Source organism: Burkholderia sp. BE12 (assembly GCF_002959955.1).
Lineage (GTDB): Bacteria > Pseudomonadota > Gammaproteobacteria > Burkholderiales > Burkholderiaceae > Burkholderia.
Window position 1 is genome coordinate 32,955 of the sequence record NZ_PREY01000025.1, and the last position, 16,016, is coordinate 48,970.

Consider the following 16,016-nt stretch of genomic DNA (forward strand, 5'->3'; position numbering starts at 1 on the left):
GGCGCCGACATCGATGGCGGAAATACGAAGGTCGGACGAGAAACGACGGGACGCCCCGCAGGCGAGATGCACCGGGGTCGGACCGCCCTTGGCGGCCGGCCCTTGGCGCGACGGCAGGCGCTACCCGCCCTGATTTTCGCGGATGATCGCGGCGGCAGCCGCTTCCGCATCGCTCGCGACGCCGTCGTGCACGCGCGTACCGACGGCCGGCGTCGGCGGCTCGCTGTCGAGTGCGTGGCCATTGCGGTCATGCGTGTCGACCGTCGCGCGCATCGACAGCCCGACGCGCAGCGGATGCGCGGCGAGATCGCGCGGATCGATCGCGATCACGACCGGCACGCGCTGCACGACCTTGATCCAGTTGCCGGCCGCGTTCTGCGACGGCAACATCGAGAACGCGCTGCCCGTGCCCGCCGAGAAGCCCTGCACGCGGCCGCGATAGGCGATGCGCGAGCCGTAGAGATCCGACACGACCTCGACCGGCTGCCCGACGCGCATGTGGCGAATCTGCCCTTCCTTGAAATTCGCCTCGACCCACAGCCGGTCGAGCTGCACGATCGACATCAGCGGCACGCCGGGCCCGACCTGCTGGCCGACCTGCACCGAGCGCTGCCCGATGGTGCCGTCGACGGGCGCGACGATCGTCGTGCGCTTCAGGTTCCGGTACGCGAGCTTGAACTGCGCGGCCGCCTGCACGACGGCCGGGCTTTCGTCGATGGGCAGCTTGCCGCCGAGCGCGCGCGCCGCATCGAGTTGCGCCTGCGCGGCCGCGAGGTTCGCCTGCGCGCCGGCCACGGCCGCACGGGCCCGCGCCAGTTCTTCCGGCGCGACGATCTCGACCGACGCGCCCGAACGCGCGGCGAGCGCGCGCTGCGCCAGCGACAGGTCGGCGCGCCGCGCATTCACGGCCTCGACGTACATCGTGTTCGAAATCCTCGCGTTCGCGACCTGGCGCACGGCCTGTGCGAGCTGCGCCTTCGCCTGCGCGAACGCGACCGACGCCTCGGTGTCGTCGAGCCGCACGAGCGTCTGTCCGGCGCGCACGGCCTGCGTATCGGCGACCACCACGTCGGTCACGGCGCCCGGGATCTGCGCGGCGACCTGCACGATGCTGCCCGCGACGTACGCGTCGTCGGTGTCTTCGTCATAGCGGTCGCTCAACAACCAATATGCGGTCCACGCGATCGCGGCCAGCAGCACGATCGCGAAGAACACGGTGAAGCGCTTGCGGCGCGTCGCGCGGCGTGCATCGATTGCCGGGTCTTTCAGTGCGGCCGGCGGTGCGGCGGAATGAAGGTTGTCGTGGTGCATCAGTCGCTTTGCGTAACGATCAGACGATCGTGCTGGAAGACGGGAATCGCGGGCATCGGCGACGCGCCCCGCGTCGGGATCGCCGAGGCCGTGTGCGCGAGAACGGGCGTGCCGCGAGGCGACGCGTCGGGTTGGGTCGCGCCGATCGTCGACGGGCGCGCCGTGTCGTCGCGCCGTGCGGATTCACGCGCGGGCGCGATCGTCGTGGCGGCCGCCGGCGACATTGCAGTGCTTTCCGCAGGCGAGCCGTTCGACGGGCCGGCCACCGCCGCGCGATTCGCGGCCACGGCAGCCGCCGCCCCGCGCCTGGCCGCCCCGCCGCGCGCTCGATGCACGGGTGGCGTCTGCGCCTGCGCCATCGTTGCGCCCGCATCGAACCCGCCGCCCAGCGCGCCGATCAGCCCCACGCGCAACGTCCGCTGCTTGCCGAGCAACGCGATCATCTGCGCGCGCTCGTCGATCAGCGTGAGATCCGCGACATCGACGTCCTTCTGCATCAGCACGCCGCGTCGATGCCGATCCGCCGCGATCTGCACGATCTTCTGCGCGGCCGCGACCGCGTCCTGCTGCTGTGCGACGAGCGTCTGCGACGTCTGCAGCGACGTGACGAGTTGCGCGACCTGCCCGAGCGCATCGTCGACGGTCTTGTTGTACAGCCCGATCGCGACGTCGGCCTGCGCCACATCGGCGCCGAGCTTCGCCTTCAGCCGGCCGCGATCGAAGATCGGCAGCGAAATCGCCGGGCCGACGGAGCCGGCGAGCGAATCGCGAGAGAACAGCGACGCGGGCGTCAACGCGAACACGCCGCCGAGCGCGACGAGGTTCACGTCCGGGTAGAACTGCGCGCGCGTCGAGTCGGCATTCGCGAACGCGGCTTCGACCCGCAGCCGCGCGGCGACGATGTCGGGCCGACGGCCAAGAAGATCGGCCGGCAGCCGGGCGGGCACCGCGCCGCCCGCGAACGCGCCGACGCGCGGCCGCTGCAGCGCGAGCCCGCGCTCCGGGCCGCGGCCCGACAGCACGCCGAGTTGCAGTTGCGCGAGCTTGATCTGCTCGTCGTTCAGCGCGATCTGTTCGAGCAGGCGGCTGCGCTTGATCGACGCATCGCTCGCGTCGTACGCGTTGTCGAGGCCGCGCGCGGTGCGCTCGCGCAGCACGGCCGTCACGCGCTGGCTGATCTTCAGTTTCTGCTGCAACAGGTCGCGTACCGCGTACGCCTGGTCGAGCTGGCAATACACGGTGACGATCGCGACGGCGAGCGTCAGCCGGACCTGCTCGGCCTCCACGCCGGCCGCGTCGCGCAACGACATCAGGCTCTTGGTCGCGGCGCGGTTCTTGCCCCACAGGTCGAGCTGGTAGTTCAGACCGACGAAGATCGACGACGGCGACACGTTCGGATCGCCGAAAATCTGCACCGGCACGCGATAGCCGCCGGCCGTGACGTCGGCGATGTCGCCGGGCTTCGGCATCCGTGCGCGGCTGATCGTCGCGCCGGCCGTGCCCGTCAGACCGGTCAGCGAATCGAACTGTTGAAGCTGCGCCTGCACGATCCGCAGGCGCGCCTGCGCGACCTGCACATCGGGGCTGTTCCGCGACGCCTCGGCGACCAGGTCGTCGAGTTGCGGATCCTGGAGCTGCTTCACCCAGTCGGGCGCCGGCCACGCGCCGTTCGCGCCCGGGCCGACGGTATGCGCGAGCGCATCGTCGGCCGGCGCGCGCAGCGACAGCTCCGGCAGGAAACCCGACGGCACGCATCCGCCCAGTGCGAGCATTGCCGCGGCCGCCGCGATCAACCAGCCGCCCTTGACGCCACGCGCTGAACCCGCCGCTTGTTTCATCCGCCGCATCGTCACCCCTGTCGAATGCTCTGCGTGCGCGCGGCCAGACGCGGCCGCGTGCGCTCGAGCGGGCCGAGCCGGCCGAACAGGCCATCCGCGACGCCGAACAGGATGCCGGCCAGCTTCGCGCGCTTGTCGCGCTCGACGAGCGCGATCTGCACGATCTGCCACACGGTCAGCAGGTTCGGCACGAGCGCCACCGGAAAGCGCAGCCCGTACTGCATGCCGAGCTGCACCGCATTGCGCGCGCTGTAGTAGCGCCGCTGCCACGAATGATTCATCGAGGTCATTTCAAAAGGGCCGATCGCATGCCGCCGTTTCGCGCCGATCCGGTGCGGCAGCACCAGCGACGGCACGACATAGAGCGGCACGTTGCGCGACAGTGCGCGGAAACTGTATTCGGTGTCGACGTGATCGATGAACAGCGTCTCGTCGAAACGGCCGAGCACGTCGAACGCTTCGCGCGACACGACGCAGCCCGACGAGATCAGGAAGGCGCAGCGCTGCATCGGCGTGCCCGGTTCGATGCGCAGGCGGCGCAAGCCGATGCCGTTCGTCGCGAGTTCGGGCAGGAAGGTGCGCGCGTTCTCGTCGAAGATGCGCGGGCCTGCGAGGAACGCGTGCCCCGCGCGTCCCGCGCAGACCTCGCGCATCGTCGGGAAATACGCGGCCGGCACCGACGAATCCTGGTCGAACAGCGCGACCGCGTCGACGCGGTCGCGAAACAGCGCCGCGAGCCCCGCGTTGTACGCGCCCGCGATACCGCCGCGATTGCCGTGATGCAGCAACACGATGCCTTCGCGCGCGCACAGCGCGCGGGCCCGCTCATCGGGCTGCGGCGTGTTGTCGACGACGAGCAGCGCGTCGCACGCGTGCCGCCATCCGCGCAGCGCGTCGAGCTGCGCGTCGCTCGGGTGATACAGGATCACGAGTGCGCCGAGTGTCGTCATGGTCCGCTCCTCAATGCCCGAACGATGCTGCCGCGCCGCGCCTGGGCCGCGTCAGCCACATCATCGCCGCGAGCGCGAGACACGTCATGCTCGCCATCCAGAACATGTCGTTGGTCGCCATCATGTAGGCCTGCTGCATCACGACCTGATGCAGCGTCGTCAGTTCGCGCACGCCGTCCACGCCCATCGCGTTCAGCGCGTGCACGAAGCGTTGCGTGTTCGTCGATGCATGCGTGACCGATTGCGACACGACGTCGTAGTGATAGGTTGCGCGGTTATCCCACAGCGTCACGCTCATCGCGGTGCCGAATGCGGCCGACAGCGTGCGCAGGAAATTCGACAGGCTCGACGCGGCAGCGAGCCGGTCGTCCGGAATGCGCGACAGCGTCGCGGCAGTCAGCGGAATGAAGAAGCACGGCAGCCCGATCCCCTGGATCAGCCCCGGCGCGGCGATCTGCGCGAACGTCATCTTCAGCGTGAAATGCGCGTCCCATGCGAGCACGGCCGCGAAGACGAGGAAGCCGAACGTCGCGAGCACGCGCGCGTCGAAGCGGTGCGCATGCAGCCCGACGAGGATCGAGAACACGAGCGCGAGCACGCCGAGCGACGCGGTCGCGAGCCCCGCATGAAACGCGTTGTAGCCCATCACGGCCTGCATCCACAGCGGAAACACGACGCCGACCACGGAGAAGCTCATCATCCCGAGCGAGATGATCAGCACGCAGAACGAGAACGTGCGGTCGCGAAACAGGCTCAGATCGACCACGGGATGCGCTTCGCCCGCTTCCCAGATCAGCAGCGACACGATCGCGAGTGCCGCGACCACCGCGAGCGTGACGATCAGCGGCGAATCGAACCAGCCGCGGTCGTGGCCGAGATCGAGCATCGCCTGGAGCGAGCCGACGCCAATCACGAGCAGCACGATGCCCGGCACGTCGATCGGGCCGGCCGCGCCGCGCTGCGCGTCGGGGCGCAGCATCGCGGTGCACACCGCGAACGAGAACAGCCCGATCGGCAAATTGATCAGGAAGATCCACGGCCACGAGAAGTTGTCGACGATCCAGCCGCCGACCACCGGCCCGAAGATCGGCGCGAGCAGCACCGTCATCGCCCACAGCGCGAGTGCGATCGTGCGTTTGTCGGGCGGAAAGGTGCGCAGCAGGATCGTCTGCGACAGCGGCACCATCGGCCCCGAACACAATCCCTGCAGCGCACGGCAGATCACGAGCACGTGCAGGTCGCGCGCGAGCCCGCACAGCAGCGACGTCAGCGTAAACAGCAGCACCGCGCCGACGAACAGCCGCAGCTCGCCGACGCGCCGTGCGAGCCAGCCGGTCAGCGGCACCGCGATCGCGGCCGCGACCGAATAGGAACTGATCACCCACGTGCCCTGGCTGTTCGATACGCCGAGGCTGCCGGAGATCGCCGGCACCGCGACGTTCGTCACGGTCGAGTCCAGCACTTCGATGAAGGTCGCGAGCGACAGCGCGAACGTCAGCAGCGCGAGCCGGATGCCGCGTACCGGCTGCGCGGCCGGCACGGGCGCCGGCACGTCGAACGCGGACGGCGCGACGGGCCCGTCGTGAAGCGGCGATGCGGTGCTCATGCGCCGGCCACCGCGACATCGGCCCGCGCGGCCGTCCGCCCGCGCCTGGGCATGAATCGTTCGATGAAATCGGCGGCCGCGCCGCAGCCGTCCGGCGCGGCCGCGAGCAGCGCGCGCGTACGCTGCGCATGTAGCGCGAACGCGGGTTCGTCGAGCGCGCGCGCGAGCGCCGCCCCGAGCCGCACGCCGTCGAGCGGGCCGTCGACCCGCACGCCGCAGCCGTTCGCGACGACGCGTTGCGCGTTGTCGAACTGGTCGTGCGCGAACGGCGTGACGACCTGCACGATGCCGGCTTCGCACGCGAGCGCCGCCGTGCCGATTCCGCCGTGATGCACGAGCGCACGGCAACGCGGCAGCAGCGTGCGCATCGGCACGAAACGGCGCATGAGCAGCCGGTCGCCGTCCTGCGCCGCGTCGTGCGGCGTCAGCAGGATCCCGCGCGCGCCGGTCGCGCGCAGCGCGTCCGCCGCCGCGCGCGCATAGGCCGCGTGATCGATGAGCGTCGAACCGGCCGTGAACACGACCGGGGGCTCGCCGGCCGCGAGAAACGCATCGAGTGCCACATCGTCGTCGGGTGTCGCGATATCGTTGAACAACGGAAAACCGCTTTGCAGATGGTTCGACGGCCAGTCGGGCTGCGGCGGCGCGAACCAGCGGGGAAACAGGCACAGCACGCCGTCGGTCGAATGCAGCCAGCGGCCGAGCACGCGCCGCGCGGGCGCGAGCCCGAGCTCGCGGCGCACCGCGTCGAGCGCCGGACCGCACACGCGGTCGAGCACCTGCCGCTCGATCAGCGTCATCAGCGCCGACTTCACCGGCAACGGCCAGCGGGCGGGAATCGTCAGGCGCGGGTGGGTCGGCGGCGCATGCGCGGACAGCAGCGTCGACGGCGACACCTGCACCGACACGTACGGCGTGCCGTGCAGTTCCTGCATGAAGCGCGCGGAAAATGCCCACAGCGTGCCGACCAGCACCGTGTCGGCATCGGCCAGCGCGCGCAGCGCGTCGTAATGCGGGCGCAGCGTCGGCGCGATCACCTGCCACAGCGTGCGGAACGACGTGCGCGGATCCCACAGCGCCGGATTCGCCATCGCCGCGTCGTAGTCGGCCGCGGTGCCGACCGGCACGAACGCGAACCCGCAGCGGCGCACGGCCGCCTCGAACGGCGCGTGCGTGCAGAACACGACCTCGTGACCGCGCGCCGCGAGCGTGCGCGCGATACCGAGCATCGGATGCACGTCGCCCGCCGAACCGATCGCGGTCACGATCATCTTCGCCATCGCGCGCCTCGCGGAGGTCAGTAAAAGCCGGGGATCAGCGCCGCCACTTCGCGGCGATACTGCGCATAGGCCGGCCCGAAGTATCCGGTCAGCCAGTTCTCCTCGACGCGCACCTTGTACGCGAGCGACGCGAACACGAGCAGCACGCCGATCGCGCCGCGCCATTCGCCGCCGATCAGTGCGGCGCCGACCAGCGCGATCAGGCAGCCGGTGTAGATCGGGTGACGCACGAGCGCATACGGCCCCGTGCGCACGAGTTCGTGATCTTCCTTCAGCGTGACCGATACGCTCCAGTTCGTGCCCAGATGCAGCCGCGCCCACACCGAGAACAGCAGGCCGGCCACCAGCACCGCGAGCCCGCACTGTGCCTGCAGCCCGAAGCGCTGCCAGTCGGGCGCGAGCGCCTGCCACGACGGATCGGGCAGGATGATCAGCGCGCCGCCGACGATCAGCGGAATCGACTGCAGCGTGCGCGAGCGCGACGCTTCCTTGCGCACGGTCGTCTTGACGCCCTGCGACGTGGCGATCCAGTACGCGAGCCACGCGGCCCACGGAACGACGATGGCGATGGTCTGAACGATATTCACGGCTGGCCTGCCTCGTTGGGATGGGAATTCGGATGCGCGGGACGAGCCCGATGCACGACGGACGACGTCACGACGACAACGCGTGTATCGGCGCGGGCATGCACGCGTGCGCGGCGGCACGTGCGATGCCGCTCGCGCCGGACGCTTCGCCGCAGAAAAAATCGAGCAGCGCGGTACGGGTGTATTCGCGCTGCGCACGGCCTTCGATGTCGAGGAAATGGCCGGCGTCCGGCACCGTCGCGAATCGCGCACGCGCCACGTGCGCGCCGAGCTGACGCACGTCGGCCGGCGTCGTGTATTCGTCGCGCTCGCCGTTCAGGAACAGCAGCTCGCAGCCGATGTTCGAGAACTCGCTGAAGTAGCGCTCGGGCTGCAACGACAGGATCTGGTCGACGTGGAACGCGACCTGGTCCTGCTCGTCGCGCGGCAGGCGCGTGAGATACCGGTAGTTGTACAGCTTCATGATGCGCGGCAGATAGCGGCCGACGGTGTCGTTCAGCAACTGCGCGGCCTTCAGGTTCTCGCCGGCCGCGATGTGGTCGCGGGCGCGCGTCACGTAGTCGACCATTGCATCGTTCAGGAACGGCGAGAACGAACAGATCGCCGCGCGCCGCACGCTCGGGCAACCGCGCGCGAGCGCGAACAGCGACGCGACGCCGCCCCACGACACCGACACGAGGAACGCCGGCGCGAAGCGCTCGACCAGGTACTGGAGGATCGCGGCTTCGTCGTCCTTGGTCAGGATGAAGCAGCCGGGGTTGTGCTGGCGCGACTGCCCCGCATACGGCAGGTCGAAGCAGATCGTGTTCATCCGCTCGCCGAGATACTGGACGGTCTGGCCGAACGACGCGGTCGTCGCGAGCGCGCCGTTGACGAGCATCGCCGTGTCGAAGGCCGGATCGAACACGTTCCGTTCGACGTAGACCTTCAGACCATTCGGCAGCGGGACCACGTGTTTTTCGGTCGGCATCGTCGTTCTCCGGTGGATGCGGCGTCTCGACGTCGCGGCATGCTGCAAGTGCGCAATGGCTGGCGCCGACCCGGTGCGCTGTCGGTCGACGCGCGCATTGCCGACGCACCGCGGCAATGGCCGGCGGTGCCATTCATTCCTCGTGGTGCGGCGCCATACTAATACGGTCGATATTACTTACTCAAGTCATTCCAAAAATCCCTCTACTCGAGCCGGAAATACGCCAAATTCAAATTTATTTATTGATTTCTATGGTATGCGGAATCTCGAAAAAGAGCGTGGCAATCGTTTGCGAGCAACCTGATTCAGTGTTGAAAAATCACACATTCTTATTTATATTCAATGGTTTATATGGTTTAAATCGGCTGATTGAAACGGTTTTTACAAAACTATCCATCTTCACGATCCGGCTTAACAATTTCACATCGTGAATAATATTGCAGATTTCGACACTCTTTCGATTTGTAATGAAATCAGTTATAGAAACAGCCCTCCTCATTGCGTCGGATTTCCACGAACCGTTTTAAACAGATTTAAACTTATTTAACCTTCTTTCAATTCGTTTTTCCGCACTTGCACATGGGCTCCAGGGTGTGATGAACGCTTCCGTTTGGAACGCAGCCTATTGTCCGACCCCGATTTTTTGTTGATTGATCGTTCAATAAAAAACCGCTAAGCTCTCGACTTCCATGGACGGCCCGACCGGGCGAAGGGAGTCACGATGCCGAAAGTCGGAATGCGGGAGATACGCCGCGCGCAGTTGATCGACGCCACGTTGCGCTCGATCGACGAAGCGGGCCTGCCCGGCACGACGCTCGCATCGGTCGCGCAACGCGCGAACATCTCGACGGGCATCGTCAGCCATTACTTCGGCGACAAGGACGGCCTGCTCGAAGCGACGATGCGGCACGTGCTGCGCGACCTGTGGGCGGCCACCACGCGCCGCCGCGTCGCCGCACGCAAGGATCCGCGTTCGCGGCTGCGCGCGGTCGTCGCCGCGAACTTCGACGTCACGCAGGTCAGCGCGCCCGTGATGAAGACGTGGCTCGCGTTCTGGTCGCAGAGCATGCACGACCCGATGCTCAAGCGCCTGCAGCACGTCAATACGCGGCGCCTCCATTCGAACCTGTGCGCCGAGTTCGCGAAGGCATTGCCGCGCACCCAGGCGCGCGAAGCCGCCAGCGGCCTCGCCGCGCTGATCGACGGCCTGTGGCTGCGCGGCGCGCTCGCCGGCGGCCCGATCGACACCCGAGCCGCGTTGAAGCTCGCCCACGATTACATCGACCTGCTGCTCGCGTCCGACTGACGCGTCACGCAGTCGCCCTCAAGGAGATCCTCATGTCCGTATTCGGTTTGCAGCGCCTCTACATCGGCGGCGGTTACGTCGACGCCACGAGCGGCAAGACTTTCGACACCTTCGATCCGGCCACCGGCGAACTGCTCGCGCAGGTGCAGCAGGCGAGCGCGGCCGACGTCGACCGCGCGGTTGCGTCCGCGCGGGAAGGCCAGCGCGAATGGGCGGCGATGACCGCGATGCAGCGCTCGCGCATCCTGCGCCGCGCGGTCGACCTGCTGCGCGAGCGCAACGACGAACTCGCGGCCATCGAGACGCGCGACACCGGCAAGCCGATCGGCGAGACGCTCGCGGTCGACATCGTCACCGGCGCGGACGTGATCGAGTACTACGCGGGCCTCGCGACCGCGATCGAAGGGCTGCAGGTACCGCTGCGCGCCGAGTCGTTCGTGTACACACGCCGTGAGCCGCTCGGCGTGTGCGCGGGCATCGGCGCATGGAATTATCCAATCCAGATCGCCTGCTGGAAAACGGCACCCGCGCTCGCGGCCGGCAACGCGATGGTGTTCAAGCCGAGCGAAGTCACGCCGCTCACCGCGCTGAAGCTCGCGGAAATCTATACGGAAGCCGGCGTGCCGGCCGGCGTGTTCAACGTCGTGCAGGGCGACGGCTCGGTCGGCGCGCTGCTCACCGGCCACCCGGACATCGCGAAGGTGTCGTTCACCGGCGGCGTCGAAACCGGCAAGAAGGTGATGTCGCTGGCCGGCGCATCGTCGCTGAAGGAAGTGACGATGGAACTCGGCGGCAAGTCGCCGCTGATCGTGTTCGACGATGCAGACCTCGACCGCGCGGCCGACATCGCGGTGACCGCCAACTTCTTCAGCTCGGGCCAGGTCTGCACCAACGGGACGCGCGTGTTCGTCCACCGCTCGATCAAGGACGCGTTCACGACGAAGGTGCTCGAACGCGTGAAGCGCATTCGCGTGGGCAAACCGACCGATGCCGACACCAACTTCGGCCCGCTCGTGTCGGCCGCGCAGCTCGACAAGGTGCTCGGCTTCATCGAAAGCGGCAAGGCCGAGGGCGCGAAGCTGCTCGCGGGCGGCACGCGCCTGACCGACGGCCACTTCGGCAGCGGCCAGTACGTCGCGCCGACCGTGTTCGGCGATTGCCGCGACGACATGAAGATCGTGCGCGAGGAAATCTTCGGGCCGGTGATGAGCATCCTCGATTTCGAATCGGAGGACGAAGTGATCGCCCGCGCGAACGACACGCACTACGGGCTCGCGGCCGGCGTCGTGACCGAGAACCTGTCGCGCGCGCACCGCACGATCCATCGCCTCGAAGCCGGCATCTGCTGGATCAACACGTGGGGCGAATCGCCGGCCGAAATGCCGGTTGGCGGATACAAGCAATCCGGTGTCGGGCGCGAGAACGGCATCACGACGCTCGAGCACTACACTCGAATCAAGTCGGTGCAGGTCGAGCTCGGCCGCTACAACCCGGTGTTTTAAGGAGATTGACCGTCATGACGACACGCGAATACGACTACATCATCTGCGGCGCGGGTTCCGCGGGCAACGTGCTCGCCACGCGGCTGACGGAAGATCCGGACGTCACGGTGCTGCTGCTCGAGGCGGGCGGCCCCGACTACCGCTTCGACTTCCGCACGCAGATGCCTGCCGCCCTCGCCTATCCGCTGCAGGGCCGCCGTTACAACTGGGCGTACGAGACCGACCCCGAGCCGCACATGGACAACCGCCGGATGGAGTGCGGCCGCGGCAAGGGGCTCGGCGGCTCGTCGCTGATCAACGGGATGTGCTACATCCGCGGCAACGCGCTCGACTACGACAACTGGTCGACGCACAAGGGCCTCGAGAACTGGACGTATCTCGACTGCCTGCCGTACTTCAAGAAAGCCGAGACGCGCGACGTCGGCCCGAACGACTATCACGGCGGTAGCGGCCCCGTGTCGGTCACCACCAGCAAGCCGGGCGTGAACCCGCTGTTCGAGGCGATGGTCGATGCGGGCGTGCAGGCCGGCTATCCGCGCACGGACGACCTGAACGGTTATCAGCAGGAAGGCTTCGGCCCGATGGACCGTACCGTCACGCCGAAGGGCCGCCGCGCGAGCACCGCGCGTGGCTATCTCGACCAGGCGAAGGTGCGGTCGAACCTCGAGATCGTCACGCACGCGCTCGCCGACCGCATCCTGTTCGACGGCAAGCGCGCGTCGGGCGTCACCTACCTGCGCGGCAGCGAGCGCGCGACCGCGCACGCACGCCGCGAAGTGCTCGTGTGCAGCGGCGCGATCGCGTCGCCGCAACTGCTGCAGCGCTCGGGCGTCGGCCCCGGCGCGTGGCTGAAGGAACTCGACATTCCCGTCGTGCTCGACCTGCCCGGCGTCGGCCAGAATCTTCAGGATCACCTGGAGATGTACATCCAGTACGAGTGCAAGGAGCCGGTCTCGCTGTATCCGGCGCTCAAGTGGTGGAACCAGCCGAAGATCGGCCTCGAATGGGTGCTGAACGGCACCGGCCTCGGCGCAAGCAATCACTTCGAGGCGGGCGGCTTCATCCGCACGCGCGACGACGACCTGTGGCCGAACATCCAGTATCACTTCCTGCCGGTGGCGATCAACTACAACGGCTCGAACGCGATCGAGATGCACGGCTTCCAGGCGCACGTCGGCTCGATGCGTTCGCCGAGCCGCGGCCGCGTGAAGCTGCGCTCGCGCGACCCGAACGACCATCCGAGCATCCTGTTCAACTACATGGCCGAAGCGCTCGACTGGCGCGAGTTCCGCGACGCGATCCGTGCGACGCGCGAAATCATGCGGCAGCCGGCGCTCGATCGCTATCGCGGCCGCGAGCTGAATCCGGGCGCCGACTGCAAGAGCGACAAGGAGCTCGACGCGTTCGTGCGTGCTCGCGCGGAAACGGCGTTCCATCCGTCGTGCTCGTGCAAGATGGGTTACGACGACATGGCGGTGGTCGATGAAGAAGGCCGCGTGCACGGGCTCGACGGGCTGCGCGTCGTCGATGCGTCGATCATGCCGATCATCACGACCGGCAACCTGAACGCGCCGACGATCATGATCGCCGAGAAGATCGCCGACAAGATCCGCGGCCGCACGCCGCTCGCACGTGTCGACGTGCCGTACTTCGTCGCGAACGGCGCATTGGCGCGCAATGTCGCGAAGGCCGCGCGGCAACCCGAGACGGTCTGATCGATCCGGCGCCCGCGACGGGCGCCGCGATACTCCCCTCGCGGCTCGCGGCGTTCTCGCCACGAGCCGCGTTTTCATTGCGCCTTCCCGCCTGCGCTGCGTGGCCGGGTTGCCGAAACGCCGCGCGTCCGCATCCGCTTGGCGCGAACGATCGGGTTCCACCGCGACGTCAGGCTCATCGCATCGCGCAGGCGGTCGAATGCGACATCCTCTTCCGGCCCGAAACGGCTGACCGCCGGCCGTGCGAGCACGTCGCCGAGCCACGTCTGCCATGTATCGCCATGAAAGCGACGGGCGATTTCCTGCACCACATCCGGTGCTGCAATCACGATGCCCGCCAGAAGGTAATACGCCCAGAAGCTGCCTGCACCGACGAGTTGATCGAGCCGGCAAACGGCGAGTGAAGCAAGCAGCCCGTCCACCGACGCGAGATCGGCGCGATGCTTTCGGATCGCCCGCGCGACGAGGTTGTGCTGGCCGCCGTATGCGTGAACGGAAGCACCGTTGCCGGCCGCGAGCTCGGCCGAGAACATCGCGAGCGCGGCCATCTCGTCGATCCGTGATGCGTCGTCACGCGGGCCGCACACGCGCAGCACGACCGCGTCGATGATGGCGCCGGGACGGGCCGGCGTTTCCCCACTCGTTGCCGTGACGGCGGTCAGTCTTTCTCTCAGGTTCTTCGCAGGCGGCGTCTCGCGCTGCCCGTCATGTTCGTTCGCGATGCGTGTGCCCGCGTCGCCGCCGCTGCATTCGACACCGCCGGCAATCCGCCCGAGCGCGGCCAAGCCGACATCGGGATCATCGAATGCGCACGCATCGATCACGCCGTGTGCGGCGTCGAACACCGCGCGCGAGCCAGGGCAGCAACGTTCGGCTTCGGTAAGCTGCCGCGCGGAAGGCACATGCGAGCATGCGCCGCGCGGATCGACCGGGTCGCATGCGCAGCCGCCGCCGTCCGTTGCGATCCACGGTGCGAGCCGGTGAAGGGCCGCTGCCGCTTCGCGGGACAGGCGTGCGCCCGCACGCACGCGTATCGAATGTGAAGCGGCGATTGTCGTGTCGCCGGCATCTACCGCCGCCGTCGCACAGACGGCAGCGTCGAGATGTTCGATCAGGTACTGCAGCCACGCGGCCGTGCGCAGCCGATCAGGCGTCGCGCCGCTGGCATCGCCATACTTTTCTGGATCGGTAAGCATGGGTCGTCCGCGAGTATTCTGGCCAATCGGAATGGCGTTGTTTCAGTCGAATCGGGTGGCGCGGTATGCCGCGCCGGCCCTGCAAGGCCACGCACGTCGGATCGCGACATGTGCGGCCAGCCCGCCGTCGCGCCGATACGCGCGACAAAACGAATGCATCGAGGAAGCGAACGCCCGCCGCACATACCGCACGGCCCTCGCACACGGCGGGCGCCCCGCTTCGATCCGCGACGCTTACTGCACGTGGAACTTCGGCGACGTGCCGATCGTGCCGCTGACCGTACAGTCCGGCGTCAGCACCGCGTTGTTGAACGTCAGCGATGAGTTGGGATCGCTCCACGTCGTCACGACCTTGCTCGGCCCGCAGGTGCCGAGCAGCGAAACGGTGACCTTCGCGTTGTTGATCGACAGTTGCGTCGTGCTGTCGGCCTGGCCCGTCCACGGCGACCCGCTGCTCGCGCTACCGCTGATCAGGCCGCACGTGGCGCCGCCCGCGAACGTCGTCGACGTGATGTTGACGATGCCGGTCGCGGTGATCGTGCCGTTGAACGTCGCGGTACAACTCGCGTTGATCGACCCCTTGGCCAGGACCGTGATCCCCGTCGCGGAGAACGGCTCCCCGCTCGGGTTCATCGGCTGCCCGTCGGCGCGCGAAACGGTGACTGCGAAAGCAGGCGCGGCCGAAACCGCGGTGAAAGCCACTGCAGCAACAAGCGATACGATTTTGCGAATGCTCATTTGAACTGCCCCTCTCTTCACAAATGGCGGCACGCCGCCAGGAACGCGACCGTCCGGCCGGAACGATCCGGCCAGTCGGTCGCAGGAAGCCGCCGGCACACGTCATGCGCGCCGGTCGGCTCAGAACTTGTAGGAGATCCCGACGAACGTGATCAGCGGGTCGGCCTTCAGCCGCGTGCGCGTGGTCGCGAGCGTCGACCCGTCGGCTGCCTTGATCACCAGCGACGAGTAGGTCTTCAGCGGCATGTATGTCAGCGTCGCCGTCAGCCCCCAGTGCTTGTTGATCGCGTAGCTCGCGCCGACGTTGTAGACCGGCGTAAACGACGACGACGCCTTGCCCTCCACCGACGTCGCCCCCGGCTTGCCGGCGCCGGCGGCGAGCACGCTGCCGAGGTTCTCGTTGATGTCCTTCGCGAAGTTGCCGTTCAGCTCGATGTTGCTGAACCAGCTGTAAGCCACGCCGATCCCGACGAACGGGCGAAACCGCGCGGTCGACGAGTTGAAGTAGTACTGCAGAATGATCGTCGGACTCCACTGCCGCGCGTTCTTCACGGCCGGCTGGTTCGCCGACTTGTCCATGTTGACGTCGCCGAGCGCACCGGCCGGCCCGGGCGGCCGGATCACGCCGTGGCCCGTCAGCGTGAACTCGGGCGGAATCCCGAGCACCGACGTGACCGCGATGTGGTCGGTGAAGAAGTGCGTAAGCGTGAGGCCGACCGTATCGGCATTGTTGACCGTCAGGCTCGTGCCCGGCGACGTGAACGACCCGGGCAGGCGCAGCGGCCCGTTGATCGGCATGCCTGCGAGATTCGTCGTCAGCCCGTTGGTCGAATCCTGCGGCATGATGTGCAGCCATCCGAGCGTCGCGACGTTGTCGCCCGCCTGCTGGGCCGATGCGAGCGTCGACACGCCTGCGACGACACCCGCGATGATCAGCTTCTTCATGAAGTCTCCCCCTCATTCTGTCCGGGCGCCGCGCATCTGCGCGCGGCGCCGCCGTGTCTCCATCCACGCGCG

The 16,016-nt window shown here is 67.8% G+C and carries 13 protein-coding genes; 3 read left to right on the forward strand and 10 right to left on the reverse strand.

What is annotated here, in order from left to right:
- Positions 1–120 precede the first annotated feature (120 nt).
- The 7 genes from C4B30_RS24945 to C4B30_RS24975 form a co-directional block, all read right to left on the reverse strand.
- Positions 121–1,311 carry an HlyD family secretion protein gene (locus C4B30_RS24945; RefSeq protein WP_089502222.1) on the reverse strand — a complete coding sequence of 397 codons (1,191 nt, stop codon included), beginning with the start codon at positions 1,309–1,311 and terminating at the stop codon, positions 121–123.
- A complete protein-coding gene (locus C4B30_RS24950; protein WP_089502419.1) occupies positions 1,311–3,149 on the reverse strand; it encodes an efflux transporter outer membrane subunit in 1,839 nt (612 codons plus the stop codon). Before C4B30_RS24950 ends, C4B30_RS24945 begins: the two co-directional genes overlap by 1 nt.
- A gap of 11 nt (positions 3,150–3,160) precedes the next feature.
- Positions 3,161–4,099 carry a glycosyltransferase family 2 protein gene (locus tag C4B30_RS24955; RefSeq protein ID WP_089502223.1) on the reverse strand — a complete coding sequence of 313 codons (939 nt, stop codon included), beginning with the start codon at positions 4,097–4,099 and terminating at the stop codon, positions 3,161–3,163.
- Positions 4,100–4,109: 10 nt separating this feature from the next.
- Positions 4,110–5,705, reverse strand: coding sequence for a DHA2 family efflux MFS transporter permease subunit (locus tag C4B30_RS24960; protein ID WP_089502224.1), 1,596 nt, complete (start codon positions 5,703–5,705; stop codon positions 4,110–4,112).
- Positions 5,702–6,985 (reverse strand): glycosyltransferase, encoded by a 1,284-nt coding sequence (locus C4B30_RS24965; protein WP_089502225.1) that lies wholly within the window; start codon positions 6,983–6,985, stop codon positions 5,702–5,704. The genes C4B30_RS24960 and C4B30_RS24965 overlap by 4 nt, the downstream gene beginning before the upstream one ends.
- Before the next feature lie 17 nt (positions 6,986–7,002).
- Positions 7,003–7,572, reverse strand: coding sequence for a methyltransferase family protein (locus tag C4B30_RS24970; RefSeq protein ID WP_027781337.1), 570 nt, complete (start codon positions 7,570–7,572; stop codon positions 7,003–7,005).
- A gap of 67 nt (positions 7,573–7,639) precedes the next feature.
- Positions 7,640–8,542, reverse strand: coding sequence for an alpha/beta fold hydrolase (locus tag C4B30_RS24975; protein ID WP_089502226.1), 903 nt, complete (start codon positions 8,540–8,542; stop codon positions 7,640–7,642).
- Between the two features lie 721 nt (positions 8,543–9,263).
- Here C4B30_RS24975 and betI point away from each other — a divergent pair.
- The 3 genes from betI to betA are packed head-to-tail and all read left to right on the forward strand — an operon-like array spanning position 9,264 to position 13,065.
- Positions 9,264–9,848: a transcriptional regulator BetI gene (gene betI, locus C4B30_RS24985; RefSeq protein WP_089502228.1), complete on the forward strand. Its 585-nt coding sequence runs from the start codon at positions 9,264–9,266 to the stop codon at positions 9,846–9,848.
- A gap of 32 nt (positions 9,849–9,880) precedes the next feature.
- Entirely contained in the window at positions 9,881–11,350 is a 1,470-nt protein-coding gene (gene betB, locus C4B30_RS24990; protein ID WP_089500524.1) for a betaine-aldehyde dehydrogenase, read from the forward strand.
- 14 nt (positions 11,351–11,364) lie between these two features.
- Entirely contained in the window at positions 11,365–13,065 is a 1,701-nt protein-coding gene (betA, locus tag C4B30_RS24995) for a choline dehydrogenase (RefSeq protein WP_089500525.1), read from the forward strand.
- A 74-nt stretch (positions 13,066–13,139) separates the two neighbouring features.
- Here betA and C4B30_RS25000 read toward each other — a convergent pair whose 3' ends face one another.
- The 3 genes from C4B30_RS25000 to C4B30_RS25010 all read right to left on the reverse strand — a co-directional run bounded on the left by C4B30_RS25000 (position 13,140) and on the right by C4B30_RS25010 (position 15,944).
- Positions 13,140–14,261, reverse strand: a complete 1,122-nt coding sequence (locus tag C4B30_RS25000; RefSeq protein WP_089500526.1) for a hypothetical protein — start codon at positions 14,259–14,261, stop codon at positions 13,140–13,142.
- Positions 14,262–14,495: 234 nt separating this feature from the next.
- Entirely contained in the window at positions 14,496–14,999 is a 504-nt protein-coding gene (locus C4B30_RS25005; RefSeq protein ID WP_027781343.1) for a hypothetical protein, read from the reverse strand.
- A gap of 120 nt (positions 15,000–15,119) precedes the next feature.
- Positions 15,120–15,944, reverse strand: coding sequence for an OmpW/AlkL family protein (locus tag C4B30_RS25010; RefSeq protein WP_027781344.1), 825 nt, complete (start codon positions 15,942–15,944; stop codon positions 15,120–15,122).
- Between the last annotated feature and the right edge of the window lie 72 nt (positions 15,945–16,016).

Coding starts and splice junctions, on each gene's coding strand:
- C4B30_RS25005 (WP_027781343.1), bottom strand. CDS start 14,999: ATGAGCATTCGCAAAATCGTATCGCTTGTTGCTGCAGTGGCTTTCACC.
- betB (WP_089500524.1), top strand. CDS start 9,881: ATGTCCGTATTCGGTTTGCAGCGCCTCTACATCGGCGGCGGTTACGTC.
- C4B30_RS24950 (WP_089502419.1), bottom strand. CDS start 3,149: ATGAAACAAGCGGCGGGTTCAGCGCGTGGCGTCAAGGGCGGCTGGTTG.
- betA (WP_089500525.1), top strand. CDS start 11,365: ATGACGACACGCGAATACGACTACATCATCTGCGGCGCGGGTTCCGCG.
- C4B30_RS24960 (WP_089502224.1), bottom strand. CDS start 5,705: ATGAGCACCGCATCGCCGCTTCACGACGGGCCCGTCGCGCCGTCCGCG.
- C4B30_RS25000 (WP_089500526.1), bottom strand. CDS start 14,261: ATGCTTACCGATCCAGAAAAGTATGGCGATGCCAGCGGCGCGACGCCT.
- C4B30_RS24965 (WP_089502225.1), bottom strand. CDS start 6,985: ATGGCGAAGATGATCGTGACCGCGATCGGTTCGGCGGGCGACGTGCAT.
- C4B30_RS24945 (WP_089502222.1), bottom strand. CDS start 1,311: ATGCACCACGACAACCTTCATTCCGCCGCACCGCCGGCCGCACTGAAA.
- betI (WP_089502228.1), top strand. CDS start 9,264: ATGCCGAAAGTCGGAATGCGGGAGATACGCCGCGCGCAGTTGATCGAC.
- C4B30_RS24975 (WP_089502226.1), bottom strand. CDS start 8,542: ATGCCGACCGAAAAACACGTGGTCCCGCTGCCGAATGGTCTGAAGGTC.
- C4B30_RS25010 (WP_027781344.1), bottom strand. CDS start 15,944: ATGAAGAAGCTGATCATCGCGGGTGTCGTCGCAGGCGTGTCGACGCTC.
- C4B30_RS24955 (WP_089502223.1), bottom strand. CDS start 4,099: ATGACGACACTCGGCGCACTCGTGATCCTGTATCACCCGAGCGACGCG.